An 18,939-nucleotide genomic window follows, 5' to 3' on the forward strand; every position below is an offset into this window, starting at 1 on the left:
ACCGTGCCGGTCACGGCTGGCGCGGGGTCATTGTCGCGGCGCTTCTGGCCGAGATGGTGGGTGCGTACGACTGAGCAAAGCATGATTCTGCTGCGATATAACTGTATGAATATACAGTATATTGCAGCAAAATCGGGGTCAGGTCATCGGAGTGGCGACCAGCTTGTCGGAGGGGAAGGGTACGAGGAAGTCGCGGCTTTGATCGGCGCTCGCGGTCAGCCAGTCGCCATATGCGCCCTCGGGAAGGATCACCACCATGCGTTTTTCTTCGTTGGGTTAGTGGTAGTCGCGGAAGAGCGGATTCTGATCGGCGTTGATGGTGAGCATGGTGTAGCTCTCCTGCCATTGACCGGCCGCGTCGCGGTAGCGGTCCCACAGTCCGGCCACGCCCAGCGGCGCGCCGTCGGCCCGGGTGAAGCGCGTGGCCACCGCCTTGCCGGATCGCCAGTCGGGTTCGAAGATTGCATCGGCAGCGATGATGCAGTGCTGCGCCCGGCGCCAGGCGTTGCGGAAGGTGAAGACATTGGCGACACGGTCGTCGCGCGCGTTGAAGGTCGACAGCTTTTCCGCGCCGGCCAGCGCGTCCGGCCGGGTGGAGCCGGATATCAGGCCCCACCGGCCCGTCACGGCTTCCACGCCCGGCACCGCCTCGTCGCTGGCGTCATGCTCTGGCGGCCGGCGGACGAAACTGCCCTGATACCGCGGCCACATGTCGTACTTGCCTAGTATGCCCGGCCGGGTAACGCCAAACTTCTTCAGAAGCAACTCGGCGTCTTTCAGCGTCTGGTAGTGGCTACACATGGGTCCCTCGAGCAAGGACGCCAGTATAGGTGCAGTGGGGAGCCGCAGAGAGTTGACCGCAAGGAGGATCTGTCGCAAAGTAGAAGGCTCGAAGCCGTTGGTACGGCGCTCCATGAATTGACATGCCTTTGCTGGAGGCGTGAAAAGGGAGGGGCTGGGCTATGCGAGTCCTTATCGTCGATGACGATTCAACGACGGCCGAACTTACCGCCGAGTGTTTAACTATGGACCCGGCTGTATCGGTCAGGACCGCTGGAGACGGTGCGACTGCACTACGCAGCGCGTTGGAGTTCGAACCCGACGTGGTTTTGCTGGATGTCGAACTGCCCGACATCTCTGGCCTGGATCTGGCTCCGCGGCTTAAGGTGGCATGTCGCGGGTGTGCTCCTCGCATAGTGATCTTCAGCGGAAGCGTGCTGGAAGCAGATCCAGACTCTCTGCCATATTGTGTTGACGCTTGTCTAACGAAGCCAGCGCATCTTGAGACGCTCCTCGACACCATTTTCCGCCCCACCGGCGCTAGACGGAGGCTGCCCTGAGATGGGCGCGCGCGCCTAGAGCGGTCTTCTTCATCAGGGCATCAGTGTCCCTCAGCGTTAGAACAGAGGGCTGAGAAGCCGCATATAATCGTAGCCCTTAGCTTAGACTTGTTCTAACGCAAAACATAAAAAGGCGCGCAGAATCAAGGCGTTATCCTCATTTCCTACGGGCCTTCTAAGCCCGGGGTCGGGGGTTCGAGCCCCTCCTGCCGCGCCAGCTCTATTGGCTTTCCTTATGAACCTTGACCGACTGCGTCGCGAATTTCCTCGCTACGACATAACCACCCTTCCGATTCTGCCCGAAGGCTACGTCGACGCGTCTGAACGCATCGATGCAGCGCCGTCCTTCGTGAACGAAGAGCGCGGCTTGAAGGTGTATGTCGACTACGCCAACTACGCCGACCGCGAATCCGGCAGAAGCCAGCGCTACTGTGTCTCGCGTTGGGACGAGGAAGAGGGCGACTACGAGGACGTGGCGCTTTCCACGAATGATTGGGCGGAAGTCGTGCGGTTCCTGACTGCCTGAGTTTCCTCCTAGGGCGATCGCCTTCTGCGACGATCATCGTAGTAGTTGCTCTCCTTTGGCCCCGATAGGGATACCCCTGTCGGGGCTTTTGCATTTCGACATCAGACGTCGAGTTGGTCGAACCGAAGGCCAAGCGCGGCCGCGATCCGCTGGCGTGTGGCTCTGCGTGGGCGCGCATCGGTTGCCTCCATGGCCGCATAGCTGGGTTGACGTATTTCCAGTCGAGCCGCCATCTCGGTTTGCGTCACGCCCAGGTACTCGCGCCACGCACGGATGATGCTCCAGTCGTTCTCGGTCATCAGAAGCACGACCTCATGCGGAATGCTTCCATCCGCGGGGATGCGAGGATGGGACCGTACCGGCGCGGTGTGATCTCGGGTCAGTTCGAGATATTCGGCGTAGGGCAGCACGACGAAGGCCGGCTTGCCGTCGGACTCCACGATGGTGGGGTGCAGGTTCATGGCTGGTTCCTTTAGTAGGTGTGGCCGTCGCGCTTCTTCACTTCCTGAATTTCGACGATGCGAATGACCGTATCCGCATCGAACAACACTCGATAGTTACCCACCCGGAGACGGTAGCCGTAGTCATGGTTCGTCAGGGCCTTCACGTTCTGAGCATTCGGAAGATCGGCCAGGAGAGTCACGGCGTTGGCGATGCGGTGGCGGTCTTGTCCGTCAACCTTGGCCAGTTGCTTCACAGCCTTCTTGTTCCAGTTGATTTTGAACATCCCGCACTCCGTGGGCTAACGAATTATAGTTAAAGCTATATAGGTTTTCAAGAAGAACGTAGCCTTTCGAGTTTGCTTCGATATCGAGCTTCCGACAGCTCCGGCGCGATTGGGACAAGTAGTGAAGCCTATGGCACCTGGAGTTGAGTGCGAGGGTGGTGCGTTTCAAAGCGCCACCACATCGACCATTGCCCCATGCCGAACCACCCGCTTCGCCACATCCCCACCCACCCAATACGCAAGCTCAGCCGGATGCTCAACGTCCCAGGCCACGAAATCCGCCATCTTGCCCACCTCCAGCGTCCCGTGCGTCGCTGACAACCCCAACGCCCGCGCCCCGTTCACCGTCACGCCCGCCAACGCCTCCTCGGGCGTCATCCTGAACAACGTACACGCCATGCTCAGCATCAACCGCAGCGACAGCACCGGCGATGTCCCCGGGTTCAGATCCGTTGAAACTGCGATCGGCACGCCGTGCTGCCGCAGCAGATCCACCGGTGGCAATTGCGTCTCACGTAGCGCATAGAACGCGCCGGGCAACAGCACCGCCACCGTTCCCGCCTTCGCCATCGCCAGCACGTCGGACTCGGTCAGATACTCCAGATGGTCGGCAGACAGCGCGCCATAGCGCGCTGCCAGACTCGCGCCATGCAGCGATGACAGTTGTTCCGCATGCAGCTTCACGGGCAGGTTCAGCCGGGCGGCTGCCTGAAACACCCGCTCCACCTGCGCCGGCGTAAATGCCAGGTGTTCGCAAAAGGCATCCACGGCATCGACCAGGCCCTCGGCCGCCAGCGCCGGCAGCATGGTCAGCGCAACGTCGTCGATGTATTCATCTGGACGCCCTGTGAACTCCGGCGGCAGCGCGTGCGCGGCAAGGCAGGTCGCGCGTACGGTCAGCGGCAGCGTCTGGCCCAGATGCCGCGCCACGCGCAGCATCTTGCGTTCATTCTCCAGATCGAGCCCGTAGCCGGACTTCACCTCCAAGGTTGTCACGCCATCACGCAGCAGCTGCAGCGCACGGCGGTGGGCGCTGGCGTACAGTTCGTCTTCGGTTGCTGCGCGCGTGGCGCGTACGGTGCTGGTGATGCCGCCGCCTTGGGCGGCGATGGTGGCGTAGTCGACGCCTTGCAGGCGCTGTTCGAATTCCCGGCTGCGGTCGCCGCCGAATACCAGGTGGGTGTGGCAATCGACGAGGCCGGGCGTGACCCATGTGCCGCCCAGGTCATGGACGTGCGCGGCGTCCACGGCGGGTCGTTCCGCATCGGGGCCGATCCATTCGATGCGATCGGCCCGGGTCACGATGGCCGCGTTGTCGATCACGGAATACGTGCCGCCGGCCATCGTGGCGGCGTGGCAATGTCGCCAGACCTGTCTCATGCTTTTCTCCTTGATGCAGGCGCCGGCGGAACATGTGCGCCGGCGCTGCGTCGATCAATCGGAACCCTGGGCCGCGGGAACCGGCTCGCGTTCGGGAAGGCGTCTCGGATAAACCCAGAGGCGATAGGCCAGGCAAAGCAGCGCGATCCAGACAACGCCGACGCCCAAAGCCTTCTGTGTGTGGGAAAAATAGCCCAGCACCGCGATCACGAAGGCCATGAAGGCTATGGCAAGCAAGGGGCCCAGCGGCCAGAACGGCACAGGGAATTTCAATTGCGAGATCTCCTCCGGGCTCATCTTGCGCCGCATCGCCACCTGCGACAGCAGGATCATCAGCCACACCCAGACCGTGGCGAACGTGGCGATGGAGGCGATCAGGAGGAACACATTCTCAGGGATCAGATAGTTCAGCAGTACGCCGACGAGCAGCGCCACCGTCATCACCGCCACCGTCATCCACGGCACGCCGTTGGCCGACACGGAGGCAAAGCCGCGCGGCGCCTGGCCTTGCTGGGCCATGCCGAACAGCATGCGGCCCGCGCCGAAGATGTCGCTGTTGATGGCCGACACCGCCGCCGAGATCACGACGATGTTCAGGATGGTGGCCGCGGAGCTGATGCCGAGGCTGTCGAAGATCTGCACGAACGGGCTGCTTTTGCTGTCGATCCGTGTCCACGGGAAGATGGACATCAGCACGAACAGCGTCAGCACGTAGAACAGCAGTATGCGCATCGGCACGGCGTTGATGGCGCGGGGGATGGTGCGGCCGGGGTCTTTGGCTTCGCCGGCGGTGATGCCGATGATCTCGATGCCGCCAAATGCGAACACCACGACGGCCAGCGATGCAATCAGCCCGCTCACGCCATTGGGCATGAAGCCGCCGTGCTCCCACAGGTTGTGCACACCGGTTGCGGCGCTGTCGGCCCCCATCCCCATGCCGAACAGCATGATGCCCAGGCCGCCGGCGATCATCGCGACGATGGCGCCGACCTTCAGCAGGGACAGCCAGAACTCCAGTTCGCCGAATACCTTGACGGAAAGCAGGTTGATGGCGCCGATGAAGAAGACGATGGACAAGACCCAGATCCATCGGGGCACGCCGGGATACCAGAACCCCATGTACAGCCCGAATGTGGTGATGTCCGCCAGACAGACGATGATCATCTCGAATGCGTAGGTCCAGCCTGTCAGAAAGCCGGCCAGCGGCCCCAGATATTGCGTGGTGTAGTGCCCGAACGAGCCGGACACCGGGTTGCGCACCGACATTTCGCCCAGGGCGCGCATGACCATATAGACGGCGGCGCCGGCGACCAGGTAGGCCAGCAGTACCGAAGGGCCAGCCGCCTGGATCGCCTCGGCCGACCCGTAGAAAAGGCCCGTGCCAATGGCCGAGCCCAATGCCATGAAACGGATGTGCCGGGCGTTTAGCCCGCGTTTGAGTGTCTGCGCTTCCGCCGGTGTGTCTGACTGCGAGGATGCTTGCATTGTTGTCTCTCTCGGTTCCTGGGTCGGTCTCGCGTGAAGTGCCGCGCAGGCGCCTTCTGATGGGGCCTTGCGCGCGGCGTGACGATGCCGGCCGGATGCGTCCGGCCGGGAGGGCGGCATCAAAGGCTGGGCAGCAGACCCGCGGGCATCAGGCCGTTCATGACTTGCGCGCCGATCAGGCCGCTGGCCGCCGCGATGTCGGGCGCGAAGAAGCGGTCTTCCTCGTAGTGGGGCACCTTCTCGCGCAGGGCGCGGCGCGCGGCTTCAAGTTGGGGCGAGGTCTTGAGCCCTTCGCGGAAGTCCAGGCCCTGGCATGCGCCGAGCCATTCGATGGCCAGGATGTCGCGCACGTTGTCGGCCATGGCCCACAACCGCTTGCCCGCGTTGGGCGCCATCGACACGTGATCTTCCTGGTTGGCCGACGTCGGCATGCTGTCCACGCTGGCCGGATGCGCCAATGCCTTGTTGTCGCTTGCCAGTGCCGCAGCCGTCACCTGGGCGATCATGAAGCCCGAGTTGACGCCGCCTTTGCGCACCAGGAAGGGCGGCAGTTGCGACATATGCTTGTCCATCATCAGCGCGATGCGCCGTTCGGCCAGCGCGCCGATCTCGGCCAGCGCCAGCGCCAGGTTGTCGGCGACCAGCGCCACCGGCTCCGCATGGAAGTTGCCGCCGGAGATGACATCGCCTTGCTCGACGAACACCAGGGGGTTGTCGGACACGGCGTTCGATTCGATCTCCAGGATCTGCGCCGCGTGGCGGATCTGCGTGAGGCAGGCGCCCATCACCTGGGGCTGGCAGCGCAGGGAGTACGGGTCTTGCACCTTGCCGCAATCGGCGTGGGAGTGGCCGACCTCGCTGTCGTCGCCCAGGAGACTGCGGTAGACGGCGGCCACGTCGATCTGCCCAAGCTGGCCGCGCGCGGCGTGGATGCGGGCGTCGAACGGCGCGCGCGAGCCCAGCATGGCCTCGACGCTGAGGCTGCCGCACACAAGGCCCGCGGCCATCATGTCTTCGGCTTCGAACAGGCCGCGCAGCGCGAACGCGGTGGACACCTGCGTGCCGTTCAGGAGGGCCAGCCCTTCCTTGGCGGCCAGCGTCAGCGGCTCCAGGCCGGCCCGTGACAGCGCTTCTCGCGCGGGCAGCCATTCGCCTTGGTAACGCGCCTGGCTTTCGCCGAGCAGCACCATCGACATATGGGCAAGCGGGGCCAGGTCGCCGGACGCGCCCACGGAACCCTTCAGCGGAATATGCGGGTAGACGCCCGCGTTGACCAGTGCGATCAGGCTGTCGATGACGTGGCGGCGCACGCCCGAGTAGCCGCGGGCCAGGCTGTTGATCTTGAGCACCATGATGAGACGCACCATGGCGTCGTCCAGCGCCTCGCCCACGCCCGCCGCGTGGGAACGGACCAGCGAAGTCTGCAACGCCTGCAGGTCTTCGCGCGCGATCTTGGTGGAGGCCAGCAACCCAAAGCCGGTATTGATGCCGTAGACCGTGCGGCCTTCGGCGATGAGGCGTTCAACCGTGGCCACGCTGGCGTCGATGGCCTGCGCGGCGCCGGGATCCAGCGTCAGGCGCACCGGCTGTTGATAGACGCGCCGCAGGTCGGCCAGCGTCAGTTGGCCCGGTTTCACATGCAATTCCATTCCTCTACTCCTACGCCGGTGGTCCGGCTGCTGGCAATCGTTGTTATGCGGTCTGTTGCGGCGGCCGGTCCATCGGGAGGCCGCGCCGTGCGGGGGTCAGCGTTTGCCGGTCACCATGGGCAGGTTCAAGCCCTGATCGTGTGCGCAGTCGATGGCGATCTGGTAGCCGGCGTCCGCGTGCCGCATCACACCCGTGGCCGGGTCGTTGGTCAGCACGCGGGCGATGCGCTCGGCGGCGGCGTCGGTGCCGTCGCACACGATCACCATGCCGGAATGCTGCGAGAAGCCCATGCCGACGCCGCCGCCGTGGTGCAGCGACACCCACGTTGCGCCGCTGGCGGTGTTGAGCAGGGCATTGAGCAGCGGCCAGTCGGACACGGCGTCCGAGCCGTCGCGCATGGATTCGGTTTCGCGGTTGGGGCTGGCGACCGAACCGGAGTCCAGGTGGTCGCGGCCGATGACGATGGGCGCCGACAGCTCGCCGGATCTCACCATTTCATTGAACGCCAGGCCCAGCTTGGCGCGCGCGCCCAGGCCAACCCAGCAGATGCGCGCGGGCAGGCCTTGGAAGCTGATGCGCTCGCGCGCCATGCTGAGCCAATGGTGCAGGTGGGCGTCGTCGGGAATCAGCTCCTTGACCTTGGCGTCGGTCTTGTAGATGTCTTGCGGATCGCCGGACAGCGCCGCCCAACGGAAAGGGCCCACGCCGCGGCAGAACAGCGGACGGATGTAGGCCGGCACGAAGCCGGGAAAGTCGAACGCGTCGGAAACGCCTTCTTCCTTGGCCATCTGGCGGATGTTGTTGCCGTAGTCGAAAGTGGGGATGCCCTGGCGCTGGAACGCCAGCATGGCTTGCACGTGCACGGCCATCGATTGCTTGGCGGCCTTGATGACCACCGCCGGCTCGCGCTGCGCACGGTCGCGGTATTCCTGCCAGGACCAGCCGGCCGGCAGGTAGCCGTTCAAGGGGTCGTGCGCGCTGGTCTGGTCGGTGACCATGTCGGGCTTGATGCCGCGGCGCACGAGTTCGGGCAGGATTTCAGCGGCGTTGCCGCACAGCGCGATAGACACGGCGCGGCCGGCCTGCGTGTGTTTGGCGATGCGGGCCAGCGCGTCGTCCAGGTTGGCCGCCTGTTCGTCCACGTAGCGGGTGCGCAGACGGAAGTCGATGCGGCTCTGCTGGCATTCGATGTTCAGGGAGCACGCGCCGGCCAGCGTGGCGGCCAGGGGCTGCGCGCCGCCCATGCCGCCCAGGCCGGCGGTCAGCACCCAGCGCCCGGCCAGATTGCCGCCGTAATGCTGGCGGCCGGCTTCGACAAAGGTTTCGTACGTGCCTTGCACGATGCCCTGGCTGCCGATGTAGATCCAGCTGCCGGCGGTCATCTGGCCGTACATCGCCAGGCCTTTGGCGTCCAGTTCGTTGAAGTGTTCCCACGTGGCCCAGTGGGGGACGAGGTTGGAGTTGGCGATCAGGACACGCGGCGCGTTGGCGTGCGTCTTGAACACCCCCACCGGCTTGCCCGATTGCACGAGCAGGGTTTCGTCGTCGTTCAGGGCCTTGAGCGATTCGACGATCTTGTCGTAGCAGTCCCAGTCGCGGGCCGCGCGGCCGATGCCGCCGTAGACAACGAGCTCGTTCGGGTTCTCGGCCACATCGGGGTCGAGGTTGTTCATCAGCATGCGCAGGGGCGCTTCGGTCAGCCAGCTCTTGGTGTTGAGTTGGCTGCCGCGCGGGGCGCGGATGACGGCGTCGCGGAATCGGGTGGAAGCGTTCAAGTGTGTCTCCTGGATCGGGTCGAGGCGCGCGGTGATCCAGCGCCAAGGTGAGCAGATCTTAAGATGACTATGGTTGTATATACAATAGCAGGCGGCTGATTTTTGCGTGAGGGATTACCCCAATGAAAAATGCCGAAACGTGTGCGGTTTCGGCATTGGGGGATCGTGCGGGAAGGCGCCGCAATGGCGCGTTGCAGTTCAGTCGGACGCGGCCGGCGCAGTCGTACGAGAAGCGCTGCGGAAAGCGGCGGCAGTCACGTGGTGAACGTGCCTTCGAGCCGGTGCCGCGAACCCGGATGGATCAGCCGGGCCAGTGTCACCGCGCGGTCGCCGGACCACGTGCGGCGGCGGATCAGCAGGCAGGGTTCTTCGCGGTCGATTTGCAGCAACTGGCACTCGCGCGGCTTGGCTAGAATGGCCTCGACCACGTGCTCGCCGGCGCTCAGCGGCGCTACACGCGTCAGGTATTCGTAGGGCGTGCTTTGCGTGAAGTCCTGCTGCAAGTAGTCGGGGGCAAGACGGACGTTGACGTAGCGGTCTTCCAGCTGAATCGGCACGTCGTCTTCGTAATGGACGATCAGTGAATGAAACACCGGCTGGCCCGCGCGGATGTCCAATGCTTGAGCTTGCTCGGCGCCGGCAGGTTCTTCGGCCAACCGCACGACGCGGCTGTGGTGGCGGTGGTTGCGCGCCGTTATCTCATCGGCAATGTTGTTCACGGCGAACAGCGCCGAGCGCGCCTTGGGCTGCGCGACGAAGGTGCCGACGCCTTGCATCCGCACCAGCAGGCCTTCGGCGGTCAACTCGCGTAGCGCGCGGTTGATCGTCATGCGGCTGAATCCCAGTTCATCGACCAGCTCCGCTTCCGACGGCACGCGGTGATGGGCGGGCCAGGCGCCGCTGCGGATCTGCTGCGCGATCATCTGCTTGACCTGCGCGTATAGCGGAGCGGGCAGGGCATTGGCCTGGACGGGCAATCGGGGGGGAGAAGCGGCCACGAGGGATCCTGGGAATGCAACACGTAAGCAAGGGAAAAATGCGGTTCCTAGTATAGACAGGTACACATCGCTTGCGAACGGCCGCGCCGCTATCCCGCCATTACGCCATTCTTCACCGCCAGAATGTGCGCCATCACGCTGACCGCGATTTCCGCCGGCGTCTTGCTGCCGATGTGCAGGCCGACCGGCGAATGCAGCCGCTGCATGGATTCTTCGGTTTCGTTCAGATGCTCGATGAACCGCTGCCGGCGGCTGGCGGCATTGCGGCGGGATCCGATGGCGCCGACGTAGAAGGCGGGGCTGTGCAGCGCTTCCAGCAACGCCATGTCGTCCAGCTTCGGGTCGTGGCTGAGCGCCACGATGCAGGTGCGGGAATCGGGGTTCAACGCGCGCACCGCGTCGTCGGGCATTTCGGTGGTGAAGGCCACGCCGTCGACGGACCAGGTGCTTAGGTGCTCGATGCGCGGATCGCAAACGGTGACCGCGAAGTCATTGAACAGCGCCATCGTGGCGACGTACTCAGCCAGCGACCCGGCGCCGATCAGCAGCAGGCGATACTGCGGCCCGAGCGTGCTGGACAGCGTGACGCCATCGAAATGCAGCGCCTCGGGCGCGGATGCATCGCCGAGCGTGACCGCACCGCTGGCGCAATCGACTGTCCGCTGCACGAGCTGGCCGGCCTCGAGCCGGCGGACCAGTCCATCCAGCGTCCCGCCATCCGGCGCAAATTCCAGCAGCAGTTCCAGCGTGCCGCCACACGGCAGCCCGAACCGGTGCGCCTCGTCGGCCGTGACGCCGTAGCGGACCAACTCGGGCGCCGATTGCGGAATGGTCCCGTCGCCGTAAGCCCGGGTGTAGCGGTGGATCAGGTCGTCCTCGATGCAGCCGCCGGATACCGAGCCGATGCAACGGCCGTCCTCGCGCAGCACCATCATGGATCCGACCGGCCGCGGGGACGAGCCCCAGGTTTTGACCACGGTGACGAGCATCAGGCGATGCCCGGCCACTTGCCAGTCGCGCGCGGCGCGAAGGACGCGCACGTCAACGCTTTCCATTGGGGCGCTCCGTGCGAGTCTGAGGGGCATGCCTGTCGTGCGTGATCCGGCCGGGAGTTCGCCGTTGCGTCATCGGGGGTCCTGGAATGAGGGCATGACAAGCTTGCCTCTGTCCGGGTGGCCGGATCAAGACCCTTCACGTCCGAAATCTTGCCCAAACATTACCGGGTGCGTTGATCCTCTAGGTAAAGGCGTCGCTTTGGGGCTGTGGATGTCCATCGTTGCAGTTCGAAAAGGCTTTGATGTCGCTTGACCTGAGTCAATCCACAAGAAGTACTAGACCGTGCGATGTAGTCAACGAGGACTACCATGAACAAAACCATATAGCTAGTGTGGTTTTACCCTCTGGACTGATCGTTGGAGTCAAGCATGTTTGATATCGGCAAGGTCAAAGTCAAGCGTCGCACCGTCGTCAAGGGCCTGGGCGGCGCAGGCCTGGTCGCAGCATCGCCCGCTTTGCTGCATGTACCGGAAGGAAAGGCCGACCCTGCCTCTCCTTCGCCTCAAGCCAAGGGTGTGTGGGTGCCACCCGGAAAGCCTCGGTACAAATACTCCGAACTGGAGACGTTTCATTCAACCTGTGCGATGGAGTGCCTGCACTGCAACCTGACGGCCTACACATATAAGGGAAAACTGGTCAAGGTCGAGGCGCAGAACACGCAGGGACTCGGCCATATCAATGGTTGTCTGCGCGGCATCAGCCGCACCAAATGGGTCCAGCACAAGGATCGCGTCACCACGCCGCTGCTGCGCGTCGGTGAAAAGGGCGAGGGCAAGTTCAAGCCCATCTCCTGGGACGAGGCCTTCGACCTGATCGAAAAGAACATCCGCGACACGATCAAGCAGCACGGCAACGCCGGCATGCTGCTGTCGACCCACGCGGGCAACATGGACAACATCAAGAACGCCATGGGCCACGCGTTCTTCGATTATCTGGGCGGGGCCACCAAGCAGCTTGGCAGCCTGTGCTGTGTTGCGGTGACGGCAGCCATGATGCCGATGCTGGGCCTGCGCTACGCCGACACGCGCGACACGATCGCGGACAGCCGGTATCTCCTGTGCTGGGGCAACAACCCCGCGGTCACCATGCAGGCTTACTGGACGCACTACAACGAGGCCCGCAAGAACGGCGCCCGCCTGGTGGTGATCGACCCGCGCTATAGCGAAACCGCCGCCAAAGCCGATGAATGGATCCCCATCATTCCGGGAACGGACACGGCACTGGCGCTGGGGATGATGAAGATCATCATCGAGGAAGGCCGGATCGACGAGGCCTTTCTGCGAGCTCGCACCGGCGCTGTCTATTTGGTGGATGCCAAGCAGCAGCTGATGCGTCAGAGCGCAACCGATCCGGACAGCTACCTGGTCTACGACCTGGCCAGCGGCAAACTGGCCCGCCACGATGCGCCGGGCGTGCGGCCCGCGCTGTTCCAGTCGGAACTGCCTGAAAGCGTCGAGTACACGACGGTGTTCGAGCAGGTTTACGCGCAGGCCAAGCCCTGGACCGTGGACGAGGTCAGCCGCGAAACCGACGTGCCGGTGCAGACCATCCTGCGGCTGGCGCGGGACTATTCCACCACGATGCCCGCGATGATCGTCCAGAACATGAGCGGCGCCCAGCGGACCGAGCACGGCACGTACGTGGTGGCCAGCCAATTCTATCTGGCGCTGCTAACGGGCAATATCGGCAAGCCGGGCGCAGGGGTCTGTGATGCCGGCGGCGCCAAGCAATTGGCCCGCTTCAATCCGCCCATCCCGCCGTCGCCGAATCTGAAGAAGATTCCGCCGATTCCCATTCCTAAGGTGGGCGAGTGGGTGCTCAACGACAAGCCCGGTCCGATCGGCTTCTGGTGGATCATGACCATGGGCATGCTGACGCAGATGCCTAACACGAACGTGGTCAAGGCGGCCATGAAGAAGGTGCCCTTTGTCGTGGTGGCCGACAACCTCATGACCTCGTCCACGCTGTATGCGGATCTGGTCCTGCCGGTCACAACGATCTTCGAGGATGTCTCGCTGATGGCCGCGGACCGCAGCCATCAGGTGCAACTGATGGAGAAGGCGGTCGAGCCGCCCGGCGAAGCCAAGCCCGATTACTGGATTTTCGCGCGTCTGGCCGAACGCTTCGGCTTTGGCGAGGTGTTCAACCAGCCGATCGAGCATTACATCGACACGGTGCTGGCGGGCACGGGCATCACGCGCGAGATGCTCAAGAAGGGGCCGATCAAACCCCATGAGGGCGACGTCATTCCTTGGAAGGACGGCAAGTTCAGGACGTCGACGACCAAGGCGAATCTCTTTGTCGAGGATTGGCAGAAGAAGGGCTATTCCCCGGTGCTTGCCTATTACCCCGTCAAGGAATCGCCGAAGGGCGCGCCCGAGCTTGCGCAGAAGTATCCGCTGATGGCCGTGCAGCGCAAGCTGGCCCGCAGCATCCACTCCAGCCACGGCGCCAACGAATGGATATTGGAAGTCCAGCGCAACAAGCCGCAGGTCATGATCCATCGCGACGATGCGATAGAACGCAACATCCAACATGGTGAATGGGTGACGGTCTACAACGACCGGGGCGAGTGGCGGGCGATCGCGGATGTCAGCACGCGAATCAAGAAGGGCGTTGTCTCCATCGAGAACGGCTGGTGGGAACAACAGGGCGGCAGCAGCAGCCACGTCACGAATGACGCTTACGAGCCGTTGAGTGCTGGTCACTGCTGCAACAGCACCTTGGTGAATGTGAGGGCGTAATCATGGCCAAGCAATATGGTTTCTATATCAACATGGAAGACTGCAACGGCTGTCGCACATGCATGATGGCGTGCAAGTCCGAAAACCGGACGCCGTCGGGCGTGTTGTGGCGCAAGGTCAGGGAGTTCAACGAAGACCTTCCCAATGCGCAGTCCTTCATCTCGATGTCGTGCAATCACTGCGCCGACCCGCAGTGCATGCGGGTGTGTCCCGCAGGCACCTACTCCAAGCGCGACGACGGCATCGTCATCCAGAACCATGACGACTGCATTGGATGCCAGATGTGCATCATGGCCTGTCCTTATCATGCGCCGGTGTTCGATCCGGTCGAGGGCAAGACCAGCAAGTGCAATATGTGCGCGGACCGCCTCGATCAGGGCCTGATGCCGCGCTGCGTGGAATCCTGTCCTGCTGCGGCGCTGCAGTTTGGCGATATCGAGGAACTGCGCAAGCGGCACGAGACAGGCTGGGTCGAATTGCAAAGGCTGTACGGCATGCCTGACCCCACCATCAGCGGGCCCAGCATTGTCGTTGTCAGCAGGGAGAAGTGATCATGTCCAACCACTATGAATTCCCCTTGGTGTTCTTCACGACGTTTTCCCAATGGGGCATTGGCGGCATTCTGGCGCTGACCTGCCATCAGGCATTTGCCGGCCCCGAGAATGCGTTGCAGGGCAAGTCACTGCGGATCGCCGCCGTGCTGGTCTGGGTCGCCCTGAGCTTCGGAACCCTGGCGTCCGTGGCGCATATCGGCTCGCCATTCTGGTTCTATCGCGGGTTCAACAACCCCGGTAGTTCCTGGCTGACGCGAGAGGCCCTGTTGTTCATGGTGACGAACGGCGTGGCGTTTCTCTGGCTGTTGTCGTGCTGGGTGACGCCCACGGCCTCGCGGCGCAATCTGCTGCTGGGCTGGCTCGCCGCCGCATGTGGCCTGGTCACCCTGGCCGCGATGACGATGATCTACTACCAGCTCAAGATCCATCCGCTGTGGCGCACCCCCGCGACCTGGCTGGGGTTCTACGGCACGACCTTGCTGATGGGCTTTGCCACGGTCCTGTTGATCCTGGGCGCCATGAAGAAGACGGCCGCCGGCATCTTGAAATGGGGCTTGGGACTCGGCTGGCTGCTCGTCAGCGCCGCGCTGATCATCCGGTTCCAGATCCCGGGCGCGGACGCCACCAGCTATCTGCTGTGGTGGCAGATCCTGGCCACGCTGGCCGGCGCCGGCATCCTTCTTGCGCTGCATGTCGGACGGCGATTGGGCAGCAACTGGGGCATCGCGGCTTCCGTGGGTTACATGGCTGTGCTGTTCAGCGGTGAGTTCGCCGGGCGCATGCTGTATTACGGCAACGTGATGTCGCGCGCGCCGTGGTTCTGATGTGGGCGGGGTCTGTGTTGCCCACAACGCAGACCCGACGTCGTAGCGAGAAACTGTCATGGGAAATTCCAGCACTGTGTTCCGGCTGGCTGGCGCGGCTCTCTTCACCGTCATGCTGGCGTCGTGCAATGCCGATGACGCCGGCCTTGCCGCCAAGGTTGCGTTACCCAACGTGGATTCGCCGGGCGGGCGGGCGGCAAACCGGATGCCTGCGGCGGATGCGACGGCCAGGCCATTGCCTGCCTCGCCCGCCATGCGCCGGCCGCCATCCCAACTCGAGCTGGACTTCGAGGCATTCGCCGCCAGCTCGCTTTGCCACAATTGAAACGATGGAAGCGTTGATGGCATGCCCGCTTTACCCCGCGCACGCCCCGCATCACTACGGAGAGGGCCACGATGCTTGCATCACGTAGAGCCTTTCTGACCGGGCGCCCATTGCCCAATGCAGACGTGCAGGCGCTCCTGAGGCTGACGCAGTCGATGCCCGGCGCTCGCTTCGATTCCGGCGCTCGCTTCGATTCCGGCGATGGCGCGGGGGCGCCGGTGGCCTGGGTCAGCCCCGCCGATGCAAGCCAGGTGCGGATGCTTTTCCAGTGGTGTACCCAATTCAAGCTGCAGCTGGTCCCGGCCGGCGTTTGTCTGGGGCTGGACGACGCGCTCGAGCACGCCTCGGCAGGATCTACGGACCTGCTCTCCCTGGTCGATCCGGCCACGCCGGCGATATGCGTGGATGTGCGCCCTCATCTGGCAGATCTGACGTCCGTCGAGAACGGCGGGCTCTGGCGGGCCGGTCCAGGCTGCACGATCGGCGATCTGCCCGCAGCAATTGCCGATGAACTGCTTTCCCATCCGCACGCGCATCCCGGTCAGACTCTGGGCGCCTGGTTTGCGCGCAGTGGCCGCAGCCGCCTGCTGCAGTCGGTGGACGTCATGCTGTCGGACGGATCGCGGGAACGGTTCGGGCCGATGGGGGCGGGGGGCGTGCCATCCGTGCGCAGCCCGCTGGCAAAGCGCTTGGTTTCCGGGTTGTTCCAGATGCTGTGCGAGCCGCTGGCGCAGTCGTGGTGCGCTTCCGATGTCTGGCGGGCGCGCTATCGGCTTAATGCGCTGCGCGTCGATCATCGGCGGGTGCCGGATATGGCCCGCGTGCTGGCGGGCAGCCGGGGAAGGCTGGCGTGGGTGGAGCAGTTCACCTTCCATGCCGTCCTTCCCCGGGAGACGGACGTGGCCGAAATGCAGCCCGGCTGCGATGGCCGGGCGGCCGCGCTTGAGCACCGCATCAAGGCATTGTTCGATCCTTCGAGCGTCTTTCCTCACTTGCCCGCGCGCGCTTCTGCTACGACTTAACACGTCTTTCCCAGTCTGCCTTTGCTATAAAAGCGTCTATAGCACTTCTGTGGGGCCGGGAAAATGTCGATGTTCACGATCAGCCGCTGCGGCGCGGCGTTGTTCTTTGTCGCGCTGGTGGCGGGGTGCTCGTCCAGCAAACCGACGCCGGCCGAGAAGGCCAGCATGATGGAAACTACGCCGGCCCGCGCCAGCAACGAGTGCAAGGCCAATCGCAAGAAGTGCCTGCACGAAGGCTCTTATGACGTCGGCGAGCGGGACTACGCCGAAGACGAAGCCAAGCGCCTGAACCTGGCCGAGTCCCAGCGTCTGCGCCGTCTGTTCGGAAAGTAAACTGCGTCATCCTCTCTCCCGCAGAATCGTTGTTCATGACCCGAAAACCGCTCGCCATCATTCAGATGGGCCGCCCGCCCGAAGACCTGCGGCAGGCGCAAGGCGAACAATCCGACTGGATGCTGGCCGCACTGAATGACCCGGATCTGCCGGTGCGGGTCTTCAAGCCCCACGACGACGAACCCTTGCCCGCGTGGGACGACGTGTCCGGCGCCGTGCTGACGGGATCGTGGTCCATGGTGACGGATCGAGAGCCCTGGAGCGAGCGCACCGCCGAATGGCTGCGGGGTGCGCATGGCGCGCGGTTGCCGCTCCTGGGTATCTGCTACGGCCATCAGCTGATGGCGCACGCGCTGGGCGGCGTCGTCGACTTTCATCCGCAGGGCCGCGAGATCGGCCAGCATGCCATCGACTTCTGCGCGGACGTGGGCGGCGATGCGCTGCTTGGTGCGCTGCCGCGGCGCTTTCTGGCCAATCTGACGCATGAGCAAAGCGTGCTGACGCCGCCGCCGGGCGCCGAAGTGCTGGCGCGTTCGCGGCACGATCCGCATCAGGTCCTGCGATATGGTCCGAACGCGTGGTCGGTGCAGTTCCATCCCGAGTTCTCGCCGACGCTGATGTCGGCGTGCCTGTTGCGCCGCGCGCCGGTGTTCGAGGCGGAGGGCCACGACGTGGCCGCGATGGTGGCCCGGCTTGTCCCCACGCAGGAGGCGCGGCAACTGCTGCGCACCTTTGCGCGCATCCTGCCTTCATAGCACACACACATGACACGCCTACCGGCGTGGCTTATATGCGCGCGGCTGTCGGCCTCGCGCCACAAAAAAGCGATTATTTCCATTTCTTTCCGCGAAATCGCTTGTGTCCCCAGAACTGCAATATTGCGTCCCTAGAATCCGTTTCTGCCATGCGCCGTGTGCATCACTGTGCCGCCTGCAATGCGGGTCTGGCTACATGCGCATGTCTGTTCACATCAATGGGAATCTGTAATGAAAAAGACTCTGTTCGCCACCGCCATCTTCGCCGCGCTGTCCGGCATGGCGCAGGCGGAAACCTCGGTGACGCTGTACGGCTTGATCGATACGGGCGTGGGCTATCAGCGGATCAAGGGCGATGGCTTCCACGAATCCAAGTTCGGCATGAGCAACGGCGTTTCCAGCGGCTCGCGCTGGGGCCTGCGCGGTGCTGAAGATCTGGGCGACGGCCTCTCCGCCGTGTTCACGCTGGAAAGCGGCTTCAACTCGGCCAACGGCCAGTCGGGCCAGAGCAGCCGCCTGTTCGGCCGCCAAGCCACCGTCGGCCTGAAGAGCTCGTCGTGGGGCCTGCTGGAATTCGGCCGCCAGACCAACATCGCTTCCAAGTACCTGGGCTCGATCGATCCGTTCGGCGCCAGCTACGGCCAGGCCAACATCGGCAACGCGTTCAGCGCCGCCAACACCGTCCGCTACGACAACATGGTCCAGTACTCGACCCCGTCGTTCAGCGGCTTCCAGGTTGGCATCGGCTATTCGTTCAACATCGCCGACACGACCGCCGCCCAGACGGGCTTCCGCACCGCCGACAACACCCGCGCGATCACCGCTGGTGTGCGCTACGTGAACGGCCCGGTGAACGTCGCCCTGACGTACGACCAACTGAACCCGGCCAACCAGCTGGGCAACGACGCGACGCCCAAGTCGTGGAGCATTGCTGGTTCGTACGACTTTGAAGTCGTGAAGCTGGCTGCCGCTTTCGGCCAGACGCGTGACGGCTGGTTCACCGGCCAAAGCATCAACGCCTTCGGCAGCACCGAAACCATCGCTGATGGCTTCCGTTCGAACGTCGGCGTCGAAGACTTCAAGGCCAATTCGTACATGCTCGGCCTGACCGTGCCGCTGGGCGCCAGCTCCATCCTGGCTTCGTGGCAACGTGCCGATCCGGACAGCGATCTGCTGACCGGTGGCGATTCGGCCATGAACGTGTACAGCATCGGCTACACGTACAACCTGTCCAAGCGCACGAACCTGTACGCGCTGGGCTCCTACGCCACGGACTTCGCGTTCATCGACGGCGTGAAGAGCACGGTGGGTATGGTCGGTGTCCGTCATCGCTTCTAAGCGGCAGACGTGATGAGCGGCGCGCGCCCGGCGCGCGCCGATTGCGCCCTGCGCCGCGGTTGCACTGAGCGGATTGGGCGTCTTACCCGGCCACAGACGCGAAAAAA

Annotated in this window: 18 protein-coding genes, 1 tRNA gene and 1 pseudogene; 11 read left to right on the forward strand and 9 right to left on the reverse strand. The window is 63.9% G+C overall.

Translation table 11 applies throughout. The features are described from left to right. Positions 1–138 precede the first annotated feature (138 nt). Positions 139–801 (reverse strand): annotated as a pseudogene (locus tag RT697_RS23490) (SOS response-associated peptidase). Between the two features lie 161 nt (positions 802–962). On the opposite strand from RT697_RS23490, the gene RT697_RS27115 reads away from it, so the two are divergent. The 3 genes from RT697_RS27115 to RT697_RS23500 all read left to right on the forward strand — a co-directional run bounded on the left by RT697_RS27115 (position 963) and on the right by RT697_RS23500 (position 1,866). Continuing rightward, positions 963–1,340, forward strand: coding sequence for a response regulator (locus RT697_RS27115; RefSeq protein WP_409517480.1), 378 nt, complete (start codon positions 963–965; stop codon positions 1,338–1,340). Between the two features lie 133 nt (positions 1,341–1,473). Next, positions 1,474–1,557: transfer RNA gene (locus tag RT697_RS23495), tRNA-OTHER, on the forward strand. A gap of 18 nt (positions 1,558–1,575) precedes the next feature. Further along, positions 1,576–1,866 carry a hypothetical protein gene (locus tag RT697_RS23500; RefSeq protein WP_313702122.1) on the forward strand — a complete coding sequence of 97 codons (291 nt, stop codon included), beginning with the start codon at positions 1,576–1,578 and terminating at the stop codon, positions 1,864–1,866. Between the two features lie 101 nt (positions 1,867–1,967). Here the strand turns inward: RT697_RS23500 and RT697_RS23505 are convergent, their stop codons facing one another. From RT697_RS23505 to RT697_RS23540, 8 genes are all read right to left on the reverse strand, one after another. Then, positions 1,968–2,327, reverse strand: a complete 360-nt coding sequence (locus tag RT697_RS23505; RefSeq protein ID WP_313702123.1) for a helix-turn-helix transcriptional regulator — start codon at positions 2,325–2,327, stop codon at positions 1,968–1,970. Positions 2,328–2,338: 11 nt separating this feature from the next. Continuing rightward, positions 2,339–2,593: a type II toxin-antitoxin system RelE/ParE family toxin gene (locus tag RT697_RS23510; protein WP_313702124.1), complete on the reverse strand. Its 255-nt coding sequence runs from the start codon at positions 2,591–2,593 to the stop codon at positions 2,339–2,341. Between the two features lie 165 nt (positions 2,594–2,758). Next, positions 2,759–3,973 (reverse strand): imidazolonepropionase, encoded by a 1,215-nt coding sequence (gene hutI, locus RT697_RS23515; protein WP_313702125.1) that lies wholly within the window; start codon positions 3,971–3,973, stop codon positions 2,759–2,761. A gap of 54 nt (positions 3,974–4,027) precedes the next feature. Beyond that, a complete protein-coding gene (locus RT697_RS23520; RefSeq protein WP_313702126.1) occupies positions 4,028–5,458 on the reverse strand; it encodes an amino acid permease in 1,431 nt (476 codons plus the stop codon). 119 nt (positions 5,459–5,577) lie between these two features. Next, positions 5,578–7,107 carry a histidine ammonia-lyase gene (gene hutH / locus RT697_RS23525; RefSeq protein WP_313702127.1) on the reverse strand — a complete coding sequence of 510 codons (1,530 nt, stop codon included), beginning with the start codon at positions 7,105–7,107 and terminating at the stop codon, positions 5,578–5,580. Positions 7,108–7,203: 96 nt separating this feature from the next. After that, positions 7,204–8,883, reverse strand: coding sequence for a urocanate hydratase (gene hutU / locus RT697_RS23530; RefSeq protein ID WP_313702128.1), 1,680 nt, complete (start codon positions 8,881–8,883; stop codon positions 7,204–7,206). A 254-nt stretch (positions 8,884–9,137) separates the two neighbouring features. Continuing rightward, entirely contained in the window at positions 9,138–9,881 is a 744-nt protein-coding gene (hutC, locus tag RT697_RS23535) for a histidine utilization repressor (RefSeq protein ID WP_313702129.1), read from the reverse strand. An 89-nt stretch (positions 9,882–9,970) separates the two neighbouring features. Further along, positions 9,971–10,936 (reverse strand): XdhC family protein, encoded by a 966-nt coding sequence (locus RT697_RS23540; protein ID WP_313702130.1) that lies wholly within the window; start codon positions 10,934–10,936, stop codon positions 9,971–9,973. 369 nt (positions 10,937–11,305) lie between these two features. On the opposite strand from RT697_RS23540, the gene RT697_RS23545 reads away from it, so the two are divergent. The 8 genes from RT697_RS23545 to RT697_RS23580 all read left to right on the forward strand — a co-directional run bounded on the left by RT697_RS23545 (position 11,306) and on the right by RT697_RS23580 (position 18,832). Continuing rightward, positions 11,306–13,681 (forward strand): molybdopterin-dependent oxidoreductase, encoded by a 2,376-nt coding sequence (locus RT697_RS23545; protein ID WP_313702131.1) that lies wholly within the window; start codon positions 11,306–11,308, stop codon positions 13,679–13,681. A gap of 2 nt (positions 13,682–13,683) precedes the next feature. Then, positions 13,684–14,232, forward strand: a complete 549-nt coding sequence (locus RT697_RS23550; RefSeq protein WP_313702132.1) for a 4Fe-4S dicluster domain-containing protein — start codon at positions 13,684–13,686, stop codon at positions 14,230–14,232. A 2-nt stretch (positions 14,233–14,234) separates the two neighbouring features. After that, a complete protein-coding gene (locus RT697_RS23555; protein WP_313702133.1) occupies positions 14,235–15,059 on the forward strand; it encodes a dimethyl sulfoxide reductase anchor subunit family protein in 825 nt (274 codons plus the stop codon). A 58-nt stretch (positions 15,060–15,117) separates the two neighbouring features. Further along, positions 15,118–15,384 carry a hypothetical protein gene (locus tag RT697_RS23560; RefSeq protein ID WP_313702134.1) on the forward strand — a complete coding sequence of 89 codons (267 nt, stop codon included), beginning with the start codon at positions 15,118–15,120 and terminating at the stop codon, positions 15,382–15,384. A gap of 71 nt (positions 15,385–15,455) precedes the next feature. Continuing rightward, positions 15,456–16,406 carry a hypothetical protein gene (locus RT697_RS23565; RefSeq protein WP_313702135.1) on the forward strand — a complete coding sequence of 317 codons (951 nt, stop codon included), beginning with the start codon at positions 15,456–15,458 and terminating at the stop codon, positions 16,404–16,406. Positions 16,407–16,475: 69 nt separating this feature from the next. Further along, complete coding sequence (locus tag RT697_RS23570) at positions 16,476–16,739, forward strand: hypothetical protein (RefSeq protein ID WP_409517481.1); 264 nt, start codon at positions 16,476–16,478, stop codon at positions 16,737–16,739. Between the two features lie 35 nt (positions 16,740–16,774). Next, positions 16,775–17,494: a glutamine amidotransferase gene (locus RT697_RS23575; RefSeq protein ID WP_313702137.1), complete on the forward strand. Its 720-nt coding sequence runs from the start codon at positions 16,775–16,777 to the stop codon at positions 17,492–17,494. A gap of 231 nt (positions 17,495–17,725) precedes the next feature. Further along, complete coding sequence (locus RT697_RS23580) at positions 17,726–18,832, forward strand: porin (RefSeq protein WP_313702138.1); 1,107 nt, start codon at positions 17,726–17,728, stop codon at positions 18,830–18,832. Positions 18,833–18,939: the final 107 nt, after the last annotated feature.

The organism is Achromobacter sp., from assembly GCF_032113835.1.
Classification (GTDB): Bacteria; Pseudomonadota; Gammaproteobacteria; order Burkholderiales; family Burkholderiaceae_B; genus Achromobacter.

Bases quoted from the DNA above. Each gene is read 5' to 3' on its own strand.
- RT697_RS23560 (WP_313702134.1), top strand. From the start codon at position 15,118: ATGGGAAATTCCAGCACTGTGTTCCGGCTGGCTGGCGCGGCTCTCTTC.
- RT697_RS23555 (WP_313702133.1), top strand. From the start codon at position 14,235: ATGTCCAACCACTATGAATTCCCCTTGGTGTTCTTCACGACGTTTTCC.
- RT697_RS23510 (WP_313702124.1), bottom strand. From the start codon at position 2,593: ATGTTCAAAATCAACTGGAACAAGAAGGCTGTGAAGCAACTGGCCAAG.
- hutI (WP_313702125.1), bottom strand. From the start codon at position 3,973: ATGAGACAGGTCTGGCGACATTGCCACGCCGCCACGATGGCCGGCGGC.
- RT697_RS23550 (WP_313702132.1), top strand. From the start codon at position 13,684: ATGGCCAAGCAATATGGTTTCTATATCAACATGGAAGACTGCAACGGC.
- RT697_RS23580 (WP_313702138.1), top strand. From the start codon at position 17,726: ATGAAAAAGACTCTGTTCGCCACCGCCATCTTCGCCGCGCTGTCCGGC.
- RT697_RS23575 (WP_313702137.1), top strand. From the start codon at position 16,775: ATGACCCGAAAACCGCTCGCCATCATTCAGATGGGCCGCCCGCCCGAA.
- RT697_RS23545 (WP_313702131.1), top strand. From the start codon at position 11,306: ATGTTTGATATCGGCAAGGTCAAAGTCAAGCGTCGCACCGTCGTCAAG.
- RT697_RS23505 (WP_313702123.1), bottom strand. From the start codon at position 2,327: ATGAACCTGCACCCCACCATCGTGGAGTCCGACGGCAAGCCGGCCTTC.
- RT697_RS23570 (WP_409517481.1), top strand. From the start codon at position 16,476: ATGTTCACGATCAGCCGCTGCGGCGCGGCGTTGTTCTTTGTCGCGCTG.
- RT697_RS23520 (WP_313702126.1), bottom strand. From the start codon at position 5,458: ATGCAAGCATCCTCGCAGTCAGACACACCGGCGGAAGCGCAGACACTC.
- RT697_RS23565 (WP_313702135.1), top strand. From the start codon at position 15,456: ATGCTTGCATCACGTAGAGCCTTTCTGACCGGGCGCCCATTGCCCAAT.
- RT697_RS27115 (WP_409517480.1), top strand. From the start codon at position 963: ATGCGAGTCCTTATCGTCGATGACGATTCAACGACGGCCGAACTTACC.
- hutH (WP_313702127.1), bottom strand. From the start codon at position 7,107: ATGGAATTGCATGTGAAACCGGGCCAACTGACGCTGGCCGACCTGCGG.
- RT697_RS23500 (WP_313702122.1), top strand. From the start codon at position 1,576: ATGAACCTTGACCGACTGCGTCGCGAATTTCCTCGCTACGACATAACC.
- RT697_RS23540 (WP_313702130.1), bottom strand. From the start codon at position 10,936: ATGGAAAGCGTTGACGTGCGCGTCCTTCGCGCCGCGCGCGACTGGCAA.